Genomic DNA, 16,947 nt, shown 5'->3' with positions numbered 1-16,947 from the left:
CTGCGGGCCGCCCCGGAATGACAAGGGCGTTTAGTTCTTCAGCCGATACCCGCTCTTGAAGATCCAGCCGATCGCGACGACGCAGCCGACGAGGAAGACCATCGTCATGCCGAGGCTGGTGGCGATGCCGACATCCGCGATGCCGTAGAAGCTCCAGCGAAAACCGCTGATCAGGTAGACGACCGGGTTGAACAGCGTCACCTTCTGCCAGAAGGGCGGCAGCATCGAGATCGAATAGAACGAGCCGCCGAGGAAGGCGAGCGGGGTCACGATCAGCAGCGGGATGACCTGAAGCTTCTCAAATCCGTCCGCCCAGATGCCGATGATGAAGCCGAATAGGCTGAAGGTCGTTGCCGTCAGCACGAGGAAGAGCAGCATCATCAGCGGATGCTCGATCCTGAGCGGAACGAACAGGGCCGCCGTCAGCAGGATGATCAGGCCCAGCATCATCGACTTGGTCGCCGCCGCGCCGACATAGGCGATCACCGCCTCCCACCACGCGATCGGGGCCGAGAGCAGCTCGTAGATCGTGCCGGTGAACTTCGGAAAGTAGATCCCGAAAGAGGCGTTGGCGATGCTCTGCGTCAGCAGGGACAGCATGATCAGGCCGGGCACGATGAAGGCGCCATAGGGTACGCCCTCGACCGACTGCATCCGCGAGCCGATCGCACCGCCGAAGACGATGAAATACAGCGAGGTCGAGAGTACGGGCGAGACAATGCTCTGCAAGGGCGTGCGCCAGGTGCGCGCCATCTCGAAGCGGAAGATCGCGGCGATGGCGCGCAGGTTGAAGCGCATCGGCGCGCTGTCGGCGCCGGAGCGGCGGTCGGTGGTCGCGGTCATGCGCGCTCCTTGACGAGGCTGACGAAGATATCCTCCAGCGAACTCTGGCTGGTGCTGAGGTCGCGGAAGCGGATGCCGGCCTCCGCCAGGCCCTGCAGTAGGGTGGTGATGCCGGTGCGCTCGGCCTTGGTGTCGTAGGTGTAGACGATCTCGTCGCCGGCGGCCGAAAGGCTGAGGTCGAATTCCGCGAGCGTCGGCGGCAAAGCCGCGAGGGGCTGCTGCAGCTGCAGGCTGAGCTGCTTCTTGCCGAGCTTGCGCATCAGCTCGGTTTTCTCCTCGACGAGGATGATCTCGCCCTTGGAAATGACGCCGATGCGATCGGCCATCTCCTCGGCTTCCTCAATGTAATGCGTCGTCAGGATAATGGTGACACCGTTTTCCTTGAGCCGGCGCACCATCTGCCACATGTCCTGTCTCAGCTCGACATCAACGCCGGCGGTCGGCTCGTCGAGGAAGAGGATGCGCGGCTCATGTGCCAGCGCCTTCGCGATCAGGACGCGGCGCTTCATGCCGCCGGAAAGCCGGCGGATCTGGGTGTCTTTCTTGTCCCAGAGCGAAAGGTCCTTGAGAACCTGCTCGATGAAGCCGGGGTTCTTTGGCTTGCCGAACAAGCCTCGGCTGAAGCTGACGGTGCTCCAGACGGTCTCGAAAGCGTCCGTGGTCAGCTCCTGCGGCACGAGGCCGATGGCGGAGCGGGCCGCGCGATAATCGTCACGAATGTCGTGGCCATCGGCCAGCACGGTGCCGGTGCTGGGCGTCACCAGACCGCAAATGATGCTGATCAGCGTCGTCTTGCCGGCGCCGTTGGGGCCGAGCAAAGCGAAGATTTCGCCGCGTCTGATCTCGAGATCGACCGATTTCAGGGCGCTGAAGCCGGTCGCATAGGTCTTGGAAAGGCCTGAGACCGAGATAATAGGCGATGCGGACATGGCGGGAAATCGTCCGGTTTCAGGCGGCATGATGGCGGCACCGACATGTGGCGACGAAGTGCGGCATCGCAAGAGGACGTTCTTCAGGAAATTGCGAAGAGCGCCGTCGGGTCGAAGCGTGACGGCTGGTCGGAAGGTGGCAAGCATCAGCGCAACAAAAAATGGCCGGGCGCAGGGCCCGGCCATTCGATACGGCTCTTTTCCGGCGCTTACCGCATGAAGAACCAGAGCAGGATGATCACCGGGATCGGAACGCCTACCAGCCAGAGAAGAATCGAACGCATCGCAGCACCCCCGTTCACAAATTGATGCTGCGGAAACGCGTGCGCGCCACGGAAAGTTCCCGGTTCGGCTATGTCTGCGCACTGGGATGCCAGGCCGGGGTATAGCCGTGTGCAAGCGCCGCGAGCGTCGCCGGAGGCGTGAGCGCGACGACCTCGCCGATGGGCCTCGGGACCGGCGTCCCGTAGCCGGAGGCCGACCAGGGAAGTGCAAGAGCGCCGCGCAGCGCAAGGAAGTCTTCCGTGCCGCGCAGCGCAAGAAAGTCTTCGCTGCATGCTGCGACGATCATCGCTCCGTCCGGCAGCGTCTCGGCGGAAAGGAGGTGGGTGCGCTTGGCCCGACCGTCGAGCCGTTCCCGATCGAGCAGCGCGTCGATCGCGGGGAAGAGCGGCACATGCCGGAGGCCGAGCCCCCGTACCAAGGCGTCGCGATAAGCAAGCGCATCCTTGCGGCGGCACTCCATGCAGGGACGGTGGCCGGCGGCCAGCGCCGTCACCTCGTCGCAGAAGAAGAGTTCGGTGTAGCCCTGGCTCCAGACCTCCCGCCTGCGGCCCTTGAAGGACAGCACGCAGCAGATCCATTGCCGGCTTGCCTGGATGCGGCGCGGTAGATCGCGCGTTCGCGGGTCGTGGAAGCGGCCGCCGCGGTTGCCGAACAGCAGACCGCGCGCAGCATCCGCGAACAGTTGGCCGTCCGGCCTCACGCGGTTGGGCAGGGGCATGATCTCACGCTCCGTTCAAGCGCCTGAAGCCCGCATCAGTACTGAACTCTAGTCCTGCCGAGCCGAGGCAGGATAACGTGCTTTCGTCGATCGTGGCAGGCTCCTCTTAACGCTAAGCCCAATTCTGCCGCGACCCCTAAGCTCTCATAAGTACTTTCGGTTGCACTGATGGCTCGCAAGAAACCAGAGGAGCCGGGCCTGCCGGATGAATTCCTATATCCCCCTGATCCTGTTCACGGTGCTGACCAACGCCGCAGCCCAGCTCATGCTGAAGCGCGGGATGAGCGGTCTCGGCGGTTTCGACATTCCCACAGATGGGCTGTTCGGCACCGTCTTCCGCGTCGTCTTCAACCCCTTCGTCTTCGCGGGGTTGTGCACCTTCGTCGTCAGCATGGCCTCGCATCTGATCGTGCTCTCCAAGGTGCAGATCAGCTACGCCTACCCCTTCCTGAGCCTCGCCTATGTCGTGGTCGCGGCCTACGCCTATTTCGTCTTCCACGAGGATCTGGGCACGGCGCGCATCGCCGGCATCGGCTTCATCGTGCTGGGCACCATCTTCATCGCACAGAGCTGAGGGCACCATGGACCTGATCGTTCGCCTGTTCCTGAAACTCGGCGCCGTGTTCGAGCCGCCGGTCGTGCTGCAGCCGATTCCGGTTCGCGTGCAGGCCAAGAGGCGTCTGCGATGAAGCATGTCATCATCGGCGGCGACGGTTTCGTCGGGGCCAGGCTTGCGGCCGATCTGGTGGCCATGGGCGAGACCGTGCTGGTCGCTGATATCCAGAAGAGCGCCCACGCACATTATGCGGCGGTGGCTTTCCAGCGCATCGATGTGACGGTGCCGGCAAGCTTGGAGAGCGTTCCGCTTTCGGCGGAGGACGTCGTCTACAACCTTTCCGCCAAGATGCTCTCGCCGATTGTGACGCGCGCGGAGCGGCACGATTTCTTCTGGCCGGTGAACTATCACGGGACGCAGAACGTCCTGAGCTGGATGGAAGCGCGCGGCGCGAACCGGCTCGTGCATTTCACCACCGACATGATCTACGGCCATTCGGTCACGGTGCCGCAGGACGAGACCCACCCGGCCCATCCGCTCGGCGAGTACGGCGAGAGTAAGCTCGCGACCGAGCGCCTGGCGGAGGATTACCGCGCCAAGGGGTTTCGCATCCCGATCTTCCGCCCGCGCCTGATCATCGGGCCGGGGCGTCTCGGTATTCTGGTGAAGCTGTTCAAGCTGATCGACATGAATTTGCCGGTGCCGATGATTGGCGCGGGTAAGAACCCCTATCAGTTCATCTCGGTCTTCGATTGCGCCAGCGCCTGCATCGCGGCGTGGAAGGCGGGCTTTCCCAACGAGGCCTATAATCTCGGCTCGGATGATCCGCCGTCGGTGCGCAAGCTTCTCGGTGACCTGATCCGGCATGCCGGCTCGAAGTCGGTCCTGCTGCCGACGCCGGCCTCTCTGGTCAAGTTGACGCTCGATGCGCTCGACGCGGTCAACCTGCCGATCATGGATCCGGAACAGTACAGGATCGCCGACGAGATTTGCATCCTCGATACCTCCAAGGCGAAGCGCGAGCTCGGCTGGCGGCCGCAGCACCGCGACGAGGATATGCTGCTCGCTGCCTATACCGAATATCGCAAGGCGAAGGAGGCGTCCGCCCCCGCCAGCAGGAGCCTCGCCGCATGAGCATGCCCGCCTTCAAGGACATCGAAACCGTGCCGCAGCGCCCGAATCTCTATACGGTCGAGGAGGCCAAGAGCCTCGACGCCGTCACGGTGAAGGACCTCTTCGCCGCCCATATCAACCCAGGCCAGCTGCATTTCCTGAAGCTGCTCGGCTTCGACAAGATCCTCGTCGATCGCGCCGAAGGCATGCATTACATCACCAAGGACGGCCGCAAGATCCTCGATTTCTTCGGCGGCTTCTGCTCGGTTGCCTTCGGGCACAACCATCCGCGCATCGTCGCGGCAAGGCAGCGCTTTCAGGACGAGAACCGCCATGAAATCTGCATGGCGTTCATGTCGCAATATGCCGCCGCGCTCTCGAAAAACCTCGCGGCTATCGCGCCGGGCGATCTCGACATGGTCTTCCTCGGCTCGACCGGCTCGGAGGCGATGGAAGCGGCACTGAAGGTTGCCGAACAGGCGCAAGGGCCGGGCAAGTCCAAGATCCTGCACGCGGCGAACTCGTTCCACGGCAAGACCAAGGGCGTGCTCTCGATCACGGATTCGACGCTTTACCAGTCCCAGTTCAAGCTGGTCGAGAACCGGGTCAAGGTGCCCTTCGGCGACATCGATGCGGTTCGGCAGACGCTGGAGAGCGACCCGGCGATCGGAATCGTCGTGATGGAGACGATCCAGGGAGGCGGTGGCATCGTCGAGGCGCCCGCCGGCTTCTGGCGGGAGCTGCGTGCGCTTTGCGACCGGCATGGCGTGCTGTGGGTCGCCGACGAGGTGCAGTGCGGGCTCGGCCGCACCGGACAGTTCTTCGCCTTCGAGCGCGACGGGGTGGTGCCGGATGTGACCGCGCTGGCCAAGGCGCTCGGCGGTTCCAAGGCCGCGATGGGCGCGATGATCGCGCGCCGCGAGATCTACATGAAGGCCTATGGCAAGCCGAAGAGCGCGTTGATCCACGCGCAGGCGACGTTTGGCGGCATGGGCGAGGCCTGCGTCTCGGCGATCGAAGCCCTGAACGTCCTCTATGACGAGGATCTGATGGGCAATGCGCAACGGCAGGGCGACTACCTGATCGAGCGGCTGAATGCGCTGCGCATCAAATACCCGACGCTGCTCAAGGAGATCCGCGGGCGCGGGCTGATGATCGGTATCGAGTTCCAGGACATCAGCGAGACGATGCCCTTCGGGCTGAAGCACATGGTTGCGCTGCTCGACGACAAGCTGAAGGGCTCGCTCTGCGGCTTCATCGGAGCGCTGCTGCTGAAGGAACACGACGTGCTCGTCGCCTTCACCGAGTACAACCGCAACGTCATCCGGCTGGAGCCGCCGCTGATCGTCACGCGCGAGCAATGCGACCAGTTCCTCGCCGCGTTCGAGGATGTGCTAGCGCGCGGTGTCACCGGCATCGTCACGGGCTATCTGCGCAAGATCGCGGCCGGCAAGAGCTGAGCGGCGCGCATGCCGAAACTTAAAAAAGAGGGGCCGGCGCGAGCTGGCCCCCTTTTTTGTTCGACTTGCGGTCTCAGGACGAGCTGACGCGCCGCCAGAAATCGGAGGAGAAGCCCGGATCGACATGCACCGCGAAATCCCGCCAGCGCGGGAAGGAGGCCTGGAAGGTCTCAGCCGACATCCGCGCATCCTTGTAGGGATTCACCCGACCGCCGGCATCGAGCACGATCCGATCGAGTTTCGCCAGAAGCGCATCGGTGCGCGCGCCCCGATAGGGGAAATCCAGCGTCAGCGTCGCGCCTGCGACGGGGAAGGACATCAGCCCCAGAGACGGCCGATCGCCGAAAAGCTTGAGCACGGTGAGGAAGGAGGCTTCGCCGGCGGCAAGGGTGCTGGCCAGCAACGCCTCGACGCTATCGCGGGCTCGCGACATCGGAAGGGCGCATTGAAACTGGCGCAGGCCGGCCGGGCCATAGGCGCGGTTCCAGTGGTTGATCGCGTCGAGGGGATAGAAGAACGGGCGATAGGAGACGAGGCGGTTGCCGCCGCCCCGCTGGCTTAGCCTGTAGACGAGGTTGAACGCGCGCAGTGTCGTCCGGTTGATCAGCGGGAAAGGTGGCTTCACGGGGAATGCCAGCGGGCGTGCGCTCGCGGCATGCAAGGGGCCGGGCTCTCCAGCATGATTGGCACGGAAGAAAATGCCCCGGCCGAAGTTGCGACCGCTCGCGAGAGCATCGATCCAGGCGACGGTGTAGGCGTGGGTCGCATCGGATGCTGCAGCCAGAGCGAAAAAACCGTCGAGATCGTCGAAGGGAACCGTCTGCTGCTCCATCAGCACGGAGTGGATCGGCATCAGTTGCAGCGTGACCTGCGTAATCAGCCCGGTCAGTCCGAGGCCGCCGATCGTGGCGGCGAAGAGGTCGGGATGAACGTCCGGCGCGCACAGGATCCGGTCGCCGTTGGATCGCATCAGCTCGAAGGCGCGGACATGCCGGCCGAAGGTGCCGGCGACGTGGTGATTCTTGCCATGGACATCGTTGGCGAGCGCGCCACCGATCGTCACGAAGGCCGTTCCGGGCGTCACGGGGGGAAACCAGCCGGCTGGCACGACGAGGTCGAGGAGCCCGGCGAAAGTCATGCCGGGCTCGCAGGTGATCAGACCGGTCTCGCGGTCGAAGGCGAGCACCTCGCGCAGACCGTGCGTATCGAGCAGCGTGCCATCGCTGATGAGACAGGAATCGCCGTAGGAGCGCCCATTGCCATAGGCGAGCACCGGCGTCCGGGAGCGCTCGGGATGGTCCATCCAGTCGCGTGCGTCGACGCTGCGGCTGTCCCGACCGGTTAGGCCGCCCCAGGACCGATAGGAATTGCGGGCGCCTGTCACGGCAGCAGTGTCGCCGCGACCATGATGCCGGCGACGACGAGCCCCATCAGCTGGCTGCGCCAGTCGCGGATCATGAAGACGAGCGGGTCGTCGGGCATCAGGCCGCGGCGCGCCAGAAACCAAATTCGCGCCATCTGATAAAGCACGATCGGGCAGACCAGCCAGATCAGCTCGGGGTGACGGTAGAGCTGTTTCACGGCGGCGCTGTCGACATAGAGCGCCATGATCAGCGCGCAGGTGCAGCCCGACGCCATGCCGAGCTGAGACAGCGCCTCCAGATCCTCGGCCTGGTAGCCCCGCCCGGCGTTTTTCAGTCCGGACTGATCCTGCGTGATCCGAAGCTCGGCGTATCGCTTCACCAGAGCAAGACTCAAGAACAGGAACATCGAAAAGGCGAGCAGCCAGGACGAGATCGGGATGCCGGCCGCGGCGTTGCCGGCGAGGATACGAAGCGTGTGCAAGGCCGCGAGCCCGAGTACGTCGACGAGCAGCCGGCGCTTTAAAAACAGCAGATAGGCCAGCGCCAGAAACAGATAGGTCAGCAGCGCGAGCAGGAAGTGCCGGGGCTGCGGCGTCAGCGCCGTGAGGCCGAACGCTGCCGCCAGCAGGACCGGGACCGCCGCATAGGCCTGGCCTACCGTGATCTCGCCGGCCGCGAGCGGGCGCCTGCGTTTCGTCGGATGCCGCCGGTCGGCTTCGACATCCTTGATGTCGTTCAGCAGATAGATCGCCGAAGCCAGCAGGCTGAACGAAAGGAAAGCGACAGCGCCGCTCCAGAGCGCTCCGGATTCGAAGACATCGTGGTTCAGAAGGATCGGGACGAAGACAAGTCCGTTCTTCAACCAGTGATGCGGACGCATCGCCCTGATCAAGGCGCTTGCAGACATGTTCCGGCTCGCCGCTCCCGCTTCGCCGCTCGCGATCCCGCGCAGCAACGGCCGGTTGTACCGGCGCCGGAGTTATCGTCCGGGAACTCCTAAGCGGTCGTGCATGGGTTTGGCGGACACGCGCGATTTGGACGGCGTGCTTAACGCCGCCTTGCTGTTCCCGCCGGCGCTTTTTTCAGACCTTGGCGGCGGCCGCAGCCGCATCGATATTGGCGACGAGCTCGGCATCGAGCCCGAGCGAACCGGCGAGACCCGCCAGGAAATCCTTCTCCGCAGGGGTATCGGGATCGATGGCGAGGCGCGCCGCCGCGTAGATCTGCGTCGCAAGTTCGGGGCTCTCGGCTGCATCGACCAGGGTCTCGATCGATGCCGGATGGGCCATCTCGCTCGCAAGCCACTGATGCGCCTCGGCATCGAGACCGGCTTCCTTGAGGCCGGCGAGGATGGTGTTTCGCTCGGTCTCGTCGATGGTCCCGTCCGAGGCGGCCGCCGCGATCATCGCGCGAATGAAGGTCAGCGCCGTGTTTTCGCTGGCCGCCTGCGGCTCGAACCCGGTGCCGGCCGGCGCGGGCAGGATCGGCTGCTGATTGCCATTGAGCAACGGCTTGCCGGCCTGATAACTCTGATAGGCCTTGTAGGCGAGCCCCCCGATGAGGGCGAGCCCGCCGAGCTTGGCCGCCGACATCGCGACGGAGCGTCCTCCTTTGGACCCGAAGACCAGCGCACCCAGGCTGCCGAGCGCGGCGCTGGCGAGCTGAGGATTATTGGCGAAGATGGTCTTGGCCTGCGCCAGCAGCTGATCTGTGTCCAGGCCGCCTGCGCCTGACGGCCCGGGCTGCGCGCCGGTCGGTCGGGCCGCGTCCCGGGCGCCCGTTTTGGCCTGGTTGAAGATTTGCCCGGCGAGGTTGCCGAGGCCGCCCGAGCGCTGGACCTGATCGGCCAGCCCGCCGAGCATGCCACCCAGACCCCCCCTGCTGACCGGAGAGCTGCCCGCCTTGCTGGCCGGAGCGCGTGACAGCCTGGCTGCCCGCGCTGACCAAAGCGTCGAGCAGCGATTTTGCATTGAACATGTCGGTTTCCCCGCCGAATTCCGGCGCCTTGAGTTGGCGCCGGAACAGTCATGCGAAGAAGGCATGACGATGGCACGACCGTGCCATCGTCCCCTGCCACGATGTCTCACCCCTTCAGGACAGGCGTCTCGGGCACCGGCGTCAGCGGTCCTTTGCCTTCGAACCAGGAGGCGAGGTTGTCGACCACGAGCTGGCCCATCTGTTCGCGCGTGTGCACCGAGGCCGACCCGACATGCGGCAGCAGCACGATATGGTCCATGGCGATCAACTCGGCCGGGACACGTGGCTCGTCTTCGAAAACATCGAGGCCCGCGGAGAGGATGGTCTTGTCCTGCAGCGCCTTGATCAGCGCCGGCTCGTCGACGATCGTACCGCGTCCGACGTTGACGAGAATGCCGTTCGGGCCCAGCGCCTTCAGGACCTCCGCGTTGATGATGTGGTGAGTCGCGGCCCCGCCCGGTGCGACCGAGATCAGCGTGTCGACATCGGCCGCCATGTCGATCAACGAGGGGTAATAGCGGTAATCCACATCCGCCTGGCGCGAGCGGCCGTGATAGGAGACCGGCAGGCCAAAGGCCTCGATCCGGTGAGCGACAGCCTTGCCGATGCGGCCGAGGCCGACGATGCCGACGCTGCGCTTCCGCAGCGAGGTGGTCAGCGGATAGGCTGCCTTCAGCCACTTGCCTTCGCGCAGATAGCGATCGACCTGCGGGAGTTGGCGGACGGTGGCAAGCAGCAGGCCGATGGCGAGGTCGGCGACCTCGTCGGTCAGGACGTCCGGCGTGTTGGTGACGATAAGGCCACGCTTGCCGGCCTCGGTCGCGTCGACATGATCGTAGCCGACGCCGAAACTAGAGACGATCTCGAGCTTCGGCAAAGCGTCGAACAGAGCGGCATCGACGCGGTTATGCCCACCGCCGGCCGCGACGCCGCGGACGCGGTCGGCGATATCCTTCAGGAAAACATCGCGATCCGGAGCCTTCCAGAGTTCGTGGACGACGAAGCGCGCCTTCAACTGATCGACGGCGTAAGCCATCAGCGGGCCGGTCATGACGATCTCGGGGGCATTGGCGGAGGGCATGGTCGCTTTATCCATAAGTTGGTCGAACGGAACGTTGCTGGATCGAGGCTGAATCGATTAGATCTGAGATTAGGCGTGCGCGGGTGCGATTGTCATCCCGCGAGGGCGCCGTGTCACCTCGCGAAGCCGACGCTGACGCGAGCGCTATTTAGTATGCTTTATTCAAGCGGTTTCGGGCGATCGCGACGTTTGCATCCAGGGCTGCGAGCGTCGTGTTAAGGCTGTCGATAACGAGCCCCGCCATGCGTGCCGCCGCCAGATCGCCATCCCGCTCCACGATCGCCATCAGCACATGTTCGTGGTCCGGCAGCGAGTCGACATAGGCGACCTCGTCGCCCGTTTTCAGCAGCATGGACCATTGCAGCGTCGCGATCACGGCGCTGGCCAGGCATTGCAGCGCGGCGTTCTGGGCGGCGCCGAAGATGGCCTCGTGGAAGGCCAGGTCGGCCCGGATCGTGACGTCGGCATAGGGCGGGTTGTCGACCATGGCGCGATAGGCGGCCTCGATGCGAGAGATGTCGCCGGGAGTGCGTCGCTGCGCTGCGAGGCGCGCTGCGCTCGGCTCCACAAAACGACGCAATTCGAAGAGATCGCGAATGAATTTCTCGTTCGGGTCGGCCTCGAAGTGCCAGGAGAGCACATCCGTGTCGAGCAGGTTCCAGCGCTCGCGGGGTGCCGCGCGCGTCCCGCTTTTGGGGCGGGCCTCGACGAGCCCCTTTGCGGTGAGCACCTTGACGGCTTCGCGATAAGCCGTGCGCGAGACCGAAATCTCGAGGCGCAGATCGTCTTCGTTGGGCAGCAGCTTTCCCGCCTGAACATCGCCCGAAATGATGGCGACCGCGAGCTTTTGGGCGACCTGGCCGAAGAGACGGTCGGGGTTGAGGGTCGTGGGACGCGAGAAGTCGCGAATCCGCATGGCCGGCGCTTCCTCCCGCGACGTTTCCCGAGGCCCGTTCTTTTCGGCGCGCGGCGCGGCCGCTGCGCTTGACAGGCTTTCCCTAATCGTATGACTTTATCGCAGGTCAAAGCGGATACAACTGCGCCTGCGCGCACATCTCGCTTGCATCATTCGGTCGCAAGAAGCCGATCATAAATCATCGCCACGGCGATGCGGGAACGGAAGCAGGGTTCAAGAACATGGCATCAGTCCAGATTGCCGATGTGCGTAAGGCTTATGGCTCGACGCAGGTCATCCATGGCGTCGACATCGATATCGATGACGGCGAGTTCGTCATTCTGGTCGGCCCGTCCGGCTGCGGAAAATCGACGCTGCTGCGTATGATCGCGGGGCTGGAGAACATTTCCGGCGGCGAGATCCGCATCGGGCCCAAGGTAGTGAACGACGTTCCGCCGAAGGAGCGCGACATCGCCATGGTATTCCAGAACTATGCGCTCTATCCGCATATGACGGTGGCCGACAACATGGCCTTCTCGATGAAGCTGCGTAAGGCGCCCAAAGCCGAGATCGAGCAGCGCGTCGGCAAGGCGGCCGGAATTCTCGGTCTCGACAAGCTTCTCGACCGCTATCCGCGCCAGCTCTCCGGCGGCCAGCGCCAGCGCGTCGCCATGGGCCGCGCCATCGTGCGCGACCCGCAGGTCTTCCTGTTCGACGAGCCGCTGTCCAATCTCGATGCCAAGCTGCGCGTGCAGATGCGCACCGAGATCAAGGAGCTGCATCAGCGCCTCAAGACCACCACGGTCTACGTCACGCACGACCAGATCGAAGCCATGACCATGGCCGACAAGATCGTCGTGATGCATGACGGCATCATCGAGCAGATGGGCGCCCCGCTCGATCTCTACGACAATCCGGCGAACCTGTTCGTGGCGGCTTTCATCGGCTCGCCCTCGATGAACCTGCTCAAGGGCAAGATCACAGCCGCGGGCTTCGAGACTGAAGGCGGCGTCGTTTGGCCGATCGGACGGCGCCCAGTCAATTCCGATGGCAAGGCCGCCGTGTTCGGCATTCGTCCGGAGCATATCCATCTCGACGCCAACGGGCTTGCGGCCGAGGTCGTGGTGATCGAGCCGATGGGTTCGGAGACCCAGGTCGTCGTGCGCTGCGGCGGGCAGAACCTGACCTGCGTCTTCCGCGAGCGCATCACGGCGAAGCCGGGCGAGACGATCCGCATCACGCCCGATATCGCCGTCACGCATCTCTTCGATGCGGAGACCAGCAAGCGCATGTGACCGGCGCGGCCTCTTCGAGGGGTCGCGAACGGCTGATGTTCGACTGCAACCGTGCATGACGGAGAGCCTATGCAGCTCTCCGCGGCTCTCATGGAGGAGACCCTAAGGATGAGCATCTCAAGACGTGACGTATTGATCGGTGGCGCGGGCGTCGCCGCAGGCGCGACCCTGCCGATGGCCCCCTCCATCGCGCAGTCCACCATCGAAAAGGGCGCGACGCTGCGCGTGCTGCGCCCGACGAAGTTCGTCGATGGCGATCAAAAAATGTTCGACGAGAACACCGAAGCCTTCACCAAGGCGACCGGCGTGCAGGTACGCGTCGACTATGCCGGCTGGGAGGATTTGCGACCGCAGACGGCGGTGACCGCGAATACGGGCGCGGGCCCGGATGTCGTCGTCGGCTGGGCCGATGATCCGCATATCTTCTCCGACAAGCTGGTCGACCTGACGCCGATCGCCGAAGATCTCGGCAAGAAATATGGCGGCTGGTATCCGATCGCCGAGAAATACGGCAAGAAGGACAAGACCGATCAGTGGGTCGCCATCCCGATGGGCGGCTCGGGCGGCCCGGCGGTCTATCGCGAATCCCATGTCAAGGAAGCCGGGTTCGACACCTTCCCGAAGGATCTCGACGGGTTCCTTTCGCTCTGCCGCAAGCTCAAGGCTAACGGCCACCCCTCCGGCTTCGCTCTCGGCAACGCGGTCGGCGACGGCAATTCGTTCTGCAACTGGCTCGTCTGGACCCATGGCGGGTACATGGTCGACGAGAACAACAAGGTCTCGATCAACTCGAAGGAGACGATCGAGGCGCTGAAATACGCCAAGGCGCTCTACGAGACCTTCATTCCCGGTACGCTCTCCTGGCTCGACATCAGCAACAACAAGGCGCTGACGGCCGGCGAAATCTCGCTGACCCAGAACGGCGTGTCGCTGTACTTCTCGATCAAGAACTCGAAGGACGAGAAGACTGCCGCGATCGGCAAGGACCTCAACCACGCCACCATGCCGATCGGCCCGCTCGGCCGCCCCTCGGAGCCGGCGCTGGTGATCAACGCCATGGTGTTCAAGCACACCAAATACCCGAATGCGGCCAAGGAATATCTCCGTTTCATGATGGAGAAGGACCAGTACGACAAGTGGCTGACCGGATCGTCCGGCTACTGGACCCAGCCGCTGAAGGCTTATGCGCAGAGCAAGGTCTGGGAGAGCGACCCCAAGATCCTGGTCTATCGCGACACCTGGGAGCGCGCGCTCTGGAGCGGATACAAGGGCTCGATCAACGAGGCCGCCGGCACCGTCAACGCCGAATATGTCGTGGTGCAGATGGTCGCCTCCGTCTGCGCCGGCCAGGCGACGCCGGAGGAAGCCGCGCGCGAGGCCGAGCGTCGCGCCAAGCGCTACTACAAGAGCTGATCTAACGCTGAACAGGGTTGCTGGCGAAGCCGGCAACCGGGAGAGGTCCTCGCCGTGCCGCACCGGGTGCGACGAGGGCGCCTCCTCATTCGCCACCGTATCGGGCGCGACGAACGGGCCTCCCTTCGTCGGGCCGATGCGACAGCCGACCCCAACGCGAGGGCGCCATGGCCGTAGCTGCCGCCGATCCTCGAACCGTCTATCACCTGCAGCAGAACTGGCTGGTGAGACTGTTCGACTACAAGCCTTTCCTGGTCTTCATCTGCCTGCTGCCGGCGGCAGGCTTCCTGCTCGTCTTTCTAAGCTATCCGCTGGGCCTGGGCATCTGGCTCGCCTTCACCGATACGCGCATCGGCCGGCCGGGAAGCTTCATCGGCTTCGAGAACTTCATCTCGCTGCTGGACGACCGGGTGTTCATCACCTCGGTCTGGAACACGCTGCTCTATACCGGGCTCGCGACCTTCGGAAAATTCGCGCTGGGCTTGTGGCTCGCGTTACTGCTGAACAACCGCCTGCCACTGAAGTCGCTGCTGCGGGCGATCATCCTGATCCCCTGGATCGTGCCGACGGTGCTGTCGGCGATCGCCTTCTGGTGGATCTACGACGCGCAGTTCTCGATCATCTCCTATGTGCTGGTCGATGTGCTCGGTTGGCGCGACACCTATATCGACTTCCTCGGCCAGCCCTGGCCGGCGCGGTTCTCGCTCATCGCGGCCAATATCTGGCGCGGCATTCCCTTCGTCGCGATCAGCCTGCTGGCCGGCCTGCAGACGATCTCGCCCTCGCTCTACGAGGCGGCGATGCTTGACGGCGCTAATGCCTGGCAGCGCTTCCGGCATGTGACGTTCCCGATGCTGATGCCGATCCTGGCGGTGGTGCTGACCTTCTCGGTGCTGTTCACTTTTACCGATTTCCAGCTGGTCTACGCCATCACCCGTGGCGGGCCGGTCAACGCGACGCATCTGATGGCGACGCTCGCCTTCCAGCGCGGCATTCCCGGCGGGCAGCTCGGCGAGGGCGCCGCCATCGCGGTCGCGATGATCCCCTTCCTGATCATGGCGACGATGTTCAGCTATTTCGGCCTGTCCCGACGCAAGTGGCAGCAGGGGGAAGCCAATGACTGATCACGCCGCCACCGCCACCCGCGCCACCCTGGTCGACAAGGAAAGCGAAGGCGTCATCGACTGGTCGTCAGGTCCGCGGCGCTTCATTACGCTTTATCTGCCGCTGTCGATCTTCATCTTCATCCTGCTCTTCCCGTTCTATTGGATGGCGATCACCGCCATCAAACCAAACGGCGAACTGCTCGACTACAAGGTCAACAACCCGTTCTGGGTGAGGTCGCCGACGCTCGACAACATCAAGAAGCTGCTGTTCGAGACCGACTATCCGCAGTGGCTCTGGACCACGATGATGGTCGCGGCTGTCGCCACCGTGCTCTCGCTGTTCTCCAGCGTGCTCGCGGCCTATGCGATCCAGCGGTTGAAGTTCAAGGGCTCGCAATATGTCGGGCTGGCGATCTATCTGGCCTATCTTGTGCCGCCCTCGATCCTGTTCATTCCGCTGGCGACGCTGATCTTCCAGTTCGGACTGTTCGATTCACCGCTTGCCCTGATCCTGACCTATCCGACCTTCCTGATCCCGTTCTGCACCTGGCTCCTGATCGGCTACTTCAAGTCGATCCCCTATGAGCTCGAGGAATGCGCGATGATCGACGGGGCGACGCGGCTTCAAACGCTGTGGCGCATCACCTTGCCGCTCGCCCTGCCGGGGTTGATCTCGGCCGGCATCTTCGCCTTCACGCTGTCCTGGAACGAGTTCATCTACGCGCTCGCCTTCATCCAGTCGGCGGAGAAGAAGACGGTTCCGGTCGCGGTTTTGACCCAGCTCGTCGAAGGCGACGTCTATCAATGGGGTTCGCTGATGGCGGGCGCCCTGCTGGGCTCGATTCCCGTCGCGATCCTGTATTCCTTCTTCGTCGATTACTACGTCGCCTCGCTGACCGGCGCAGTGAAGGAGTAGCCGATACCGGCATCCGGCTGCTGATGCCGGTATCATCGTCGATCGCGGGCACGGCATGGGCCGTGCCCGCCCGTTTCCGAGAGTTGTGATGTCGAATCCTATCTCCGCCGTCGCCTTCATCGGCCTGGGCGCCATGGGTGCGCCGATGGCGGAGAACCTGGTGAAGCGCCAGTTCCAGGTACGGGGCTTCGACATGCGGGAGACCGCGCGCGCCGCTCTCGCTGCCGCCGGGGGCGAAGCGTCGAACAGCGCCGCTGCGGCTGCGCAGGGCGCCGACGCGCTGGTGCTGATGGTGGTCAATGCGGCGCAGGCCCGTGCCGTGCTGTTCGAGGCCGGCACGCTGACGGCCTTGGCGGCGGATGCGACCGTGGTGTTGATGGCGACCTGTTCGCCGGGGGATGCCGAGGCGATCGGAGCCGAGGTTACGAAAACCGGGCGCCACTTCATCGATGCGCCGGTGTCCGGCGGCGTCAACGGCGCGCGAAACGCGACGCTGACGATCATGGTCGGGGCGCCGTCCGAGAGCTTCGCGCGGGTTAAGCCCGTGCTCGATGCGCTCGGCGACAAAGTCTTTCATGTCGGCGAGAAGGCCGGGCAGGGGGCGACGGTGAAGACCGTCAACCAGCTGCTCTGCGGGGTGCACATCGCGGTCGCGGCCGAGGCGTTGTCGCTGGCCGAGAAAGCGGGGATCGACGGCGGGCTGCTGTTCCAGATCATGGGCGGCTCGGCCGCGTCGTCGTGGATGCTGAAGGATCGCGGTCCGCGCATGCAGGAGCAGGAGCCTACTGTCGCGAGCGCCGTCGACATCTTCGTCAAGGATCTGGGGATCGTGCTCGATGCCGGACGCTCGGCGAAGGCCGCCTTGCCGCTGGCGGCGGCGGCGCATCAGATGTTCCTGGCGGCGTCCGGCCTCGGCCATGGCGGGCGTGACGACAGCCAGGTCGTGCGCGCCTATCGCGCTCTCAACGCCAAGCCTGAAGACGATGCCTGAGCGGC

At 64.3% G+C, this 16,947-nt stretch carries 16 protein-coding genes; 8 read left to right on the top strand and 8 right to left on the bottom strand.

The features are described 5' to 3' along the window. Nucleotides 1–30: 30 nt before the first annotated feature. The 3 genes from AC1DR6_RS17655 to AC1DR6_RS17645 all read right to left on the bottom strand — a co-directional run bounded on the left by AC1DR6_RS17655 (nucleotide 31) and on the right by AC1DR6_RS17645 (nucleotide 2,775). Nucleotides 31–798, bottom strand: a complete 768-nt coding sequence (locus tag AC1DR6_RS17655; RefSeq protein ID WP_476830639.1) for an ABC transporter permease — start codon at nucleotides 796–798, stop codon at nucleotides 31–33. A gap of 41 nt (nucleotides 799–839) precedes the next feature. Beyond that, a complete protein-coding gene (locus tag AC1DR6_RS17650; RefSeq protein ID WP_476830559.1) occupies nucleotides 840–1,772 on the bottom strand; it encodes an ABC transporter ATP-binding protein in 933 nt (310 codons plus the stop codon). Nucleotides 1,773–2,124: 352 nt separating this feature from the next. Continuing rightward, nucleotides 2,125–2,775, bottom strand: coding sequence for a hypothetical protein (locus AC1DR6_RS17645; RefSeq protein ID WP_476830558.1), 651 nt, complete (start codon nucleotides 2,773–2,775; stop codon nucleotides 2,125–2,127). 205 nt (nucleotides 2,776–2,980) lie between these two features. On the opposite strand from AC1DR6_RS17645, the gene AC1DR6_RS17640 reads away from it, so the two are divergent. From AC1DR6_RS17640 to AC1DR6_RS17630, 3 genes are all read left to right on the top strand, one after another. Further along, nucleotides 2,981–3,349 carry a DMT family transporter gene (locus AC1DR6_RS17640; protein WP_476830557.1) on the top strand — a complete coding sequence of 123 codons (369 nt, stop codon included), beginning with the start codon at nucleotides 2,981–2,983 and terminating at the stop codon, nucleotides 3,347–3,349. Between the two features lie 111 nt (nucleotides 3,350–3,460). After that, nucleotides 3,461–4,465 (top strand): NAD-dependent epimerase/dehydratase family protein, encoded by a 1,005-nt coding sequence (locus tag AC1DR6_RS17635; RefSeq protein ID WP_476830556.1) that lies wholly within the window; start codon nucleotides 3,461–3,463, stop codon nucleotides 4,463–4,465. Beyond that, nucleotides 4,462–5,904, top strand: a complete 1,443-nt coding sequence (locus AC1DR6_RS17630) for an aspartate aminotransferase family protein (protein ID WP_476830555.1) — start codon at nucleotides 4,462–4,464, stop codon at nucleotides 5,902–5,904. The genes AC1DR6_RS17635 and AC1DR6_RS17630 overlap by 4 nt, the downstream gene beginning before the upstream one ends. 73 nt (nucleotides 5,905–5,977) lie before the next feature. On the opposite strand, the gene AC1DR6_RS17625 is transcribed toward AC1DR6_RS17630, so the two are convergent. From AC1DR6_RS17625 to AC1DR6_RS17605, 5 genes are all read right to left on the bottom strand, one after another. After that, nucleotides 5,978–7,288: an FAD-binding oxidoreductase gene (locus AC1DR6_RS17625; protein ID WP_476830554.1), complete on the bottom strand. Its 1,311-nt coding sequence runs from the start codon at nucleotides 7,286–7,288 to the stop codon at nucleotides 5,978–5,980. Beyond that, nucleotides 7,285–8,223 (bottom strand): UbiA family prenyltransferase, encoded by a 939-nt coding sequence (locus tag AC1DR6_RS17620; protein ID WP_476830553.1) that lies wholly within the window; start codon nucleotides 8,221–8,223, stop codon nucleotides 7,285–7,287. Before AC1DR6_RS17620 ends, AC1DR6_RS17625 begins: the two co-directional genes overlap by 4 nt. A gap of 127 nt (nucleotides 8,224–8,350) precedes the next feature. Continuing rightward, nucleotides 8,351–9,130 carry a tellurite resistance TerB family protein gene (locus AC1DR6_RS17615; RefSeq protein ID WP_476830552.1) on the bottom strand — a complete coding sequence of 260 codons (780 nt, stop codon included), beginning with the start codon at nucleotides 9,128–9,130 and terminating at the stop codon, nucleotides 8,351–8,353. Nucleotides 9,131–9,351: 221 nt separating this feature from the next. Next, nucleotides 9,352–10,326: a 2-hydroxyacid dehydrogenase gene (locus tag AC1DR6_RS17610; protein ID WP_476830551.1), complete on the bottom strand. Its 975-nt coding sequence runs from the start codon at nucleotides 10,324–10,326 to the stop codon at nucleotides 9,352–9,354. A 148-nt stretch (nucleotides 10,327–10,474) separates the two neighbouring features. Beyond that, on the bottom strand, nucleotides 10,475–11,242 hold the full coding sequence (locus AC1DR6_RS17605; RefSeq protein ID WP_476830550.1) for a FadR/GntR family transcriptional regulator: 768 nt from the start codon (nucleotides 11,240–11,242) through the stop codon (nucleotides 10,475–10,477). Between the two features lie 221 nt (nucleotides 11,243–11,463). On the opposite strand from AC1DR6_RS17605, the gene AC1DR6_RS17600 reads away from it, so the two are divergent. The 5 genes from AC1DR6_RS17600 to AC1DR6_RS17580 all read left to right on the top strand — a co-directional run bounded on the left by AC1DR6_RS17600 (nucleotide 11,464) and on the right by AC1DR6_RS17580 (nucleotide 16,942). Beyond that, complete coding sequence (locus AC1DR6_RS17600; protein WP_476830549.1) at nucleotides 11,464–12,516, top strand: ABC transporter ATP-binding protein; 1,053 nt, start codon at nucleotides 11,464–11,466, stop codon at nucleotides 12,514–12,516. A 108-nt stretch (nucleotides 12,517–12,624) separates the two neighbouring features. Further along, the gene (locus tag AC1DR6_RS17595) at nucleotides 12,625–13,929 is read left to right on the top strand and encodes an ABC transporter substrate-binding protein (RefSeq protein ID WP_476830548.1); all 1,305 of its coding nucleotides are present in this window, start codon (nucleotides 12,625–12,627) and stop codon (nucleotides 13,927–13,929) included. Nucleotides 13,930–14,096: 167 nt separating this feature from the next. After that, the gene (locus tag AC1DR6_RS17590) at nucleotides 14,097–15,053 is read left to right on the top strand and encodes a carbohydrate ABC transporter permease (RefSeq protein ID WP_476830547.1); all 957 of its coding nucleotides are present in this window, start codon (nucleotides 14,097–14,099) and stop codon (nucleotides 15,051–15,053) included. Continuing rightward, nucleotides 15,046–15,951, top strand: a complete 906-nt coding sequence (locus AC1DR6_RS17585; protein WP_476830546.1) for a carbohydrate ABC transporter permease — start codon at nucleotides 15,046–15,048, stop codon at nucleotides 15,949–15,951. Before AC1DR6_RS17590 ends, AC1DR6_RS17585 begins: the two co-directional genes overlap by 8 nt. An 88-nt stretch (nucleotides 15,952–16,039) precedes the next feature. Next, nucleotides 16,040–16,942 (top strand): NAD(P)-dependent oxidoreductase, encoded by a 903-nt coding sequence (locus AC1DR6_RS17580; protein WP_476830545.1) that lies wholly within the window; start codon nucleotides 16,040–16,042, stop codon nucleotides 16,940–16,942. Nucleotides 16,943–16,947 lie beyond the last annotated feature (5 nt).

The sequence above is a fragment of the Allobosea sp. P5_A5 genome (assembly GCF_056400625.1).
The sequence above is the reverse complement of the archived record's forward strand: the minus strand, read 5'-3'. Positions and strand labels throughout refer to the sequence as shown.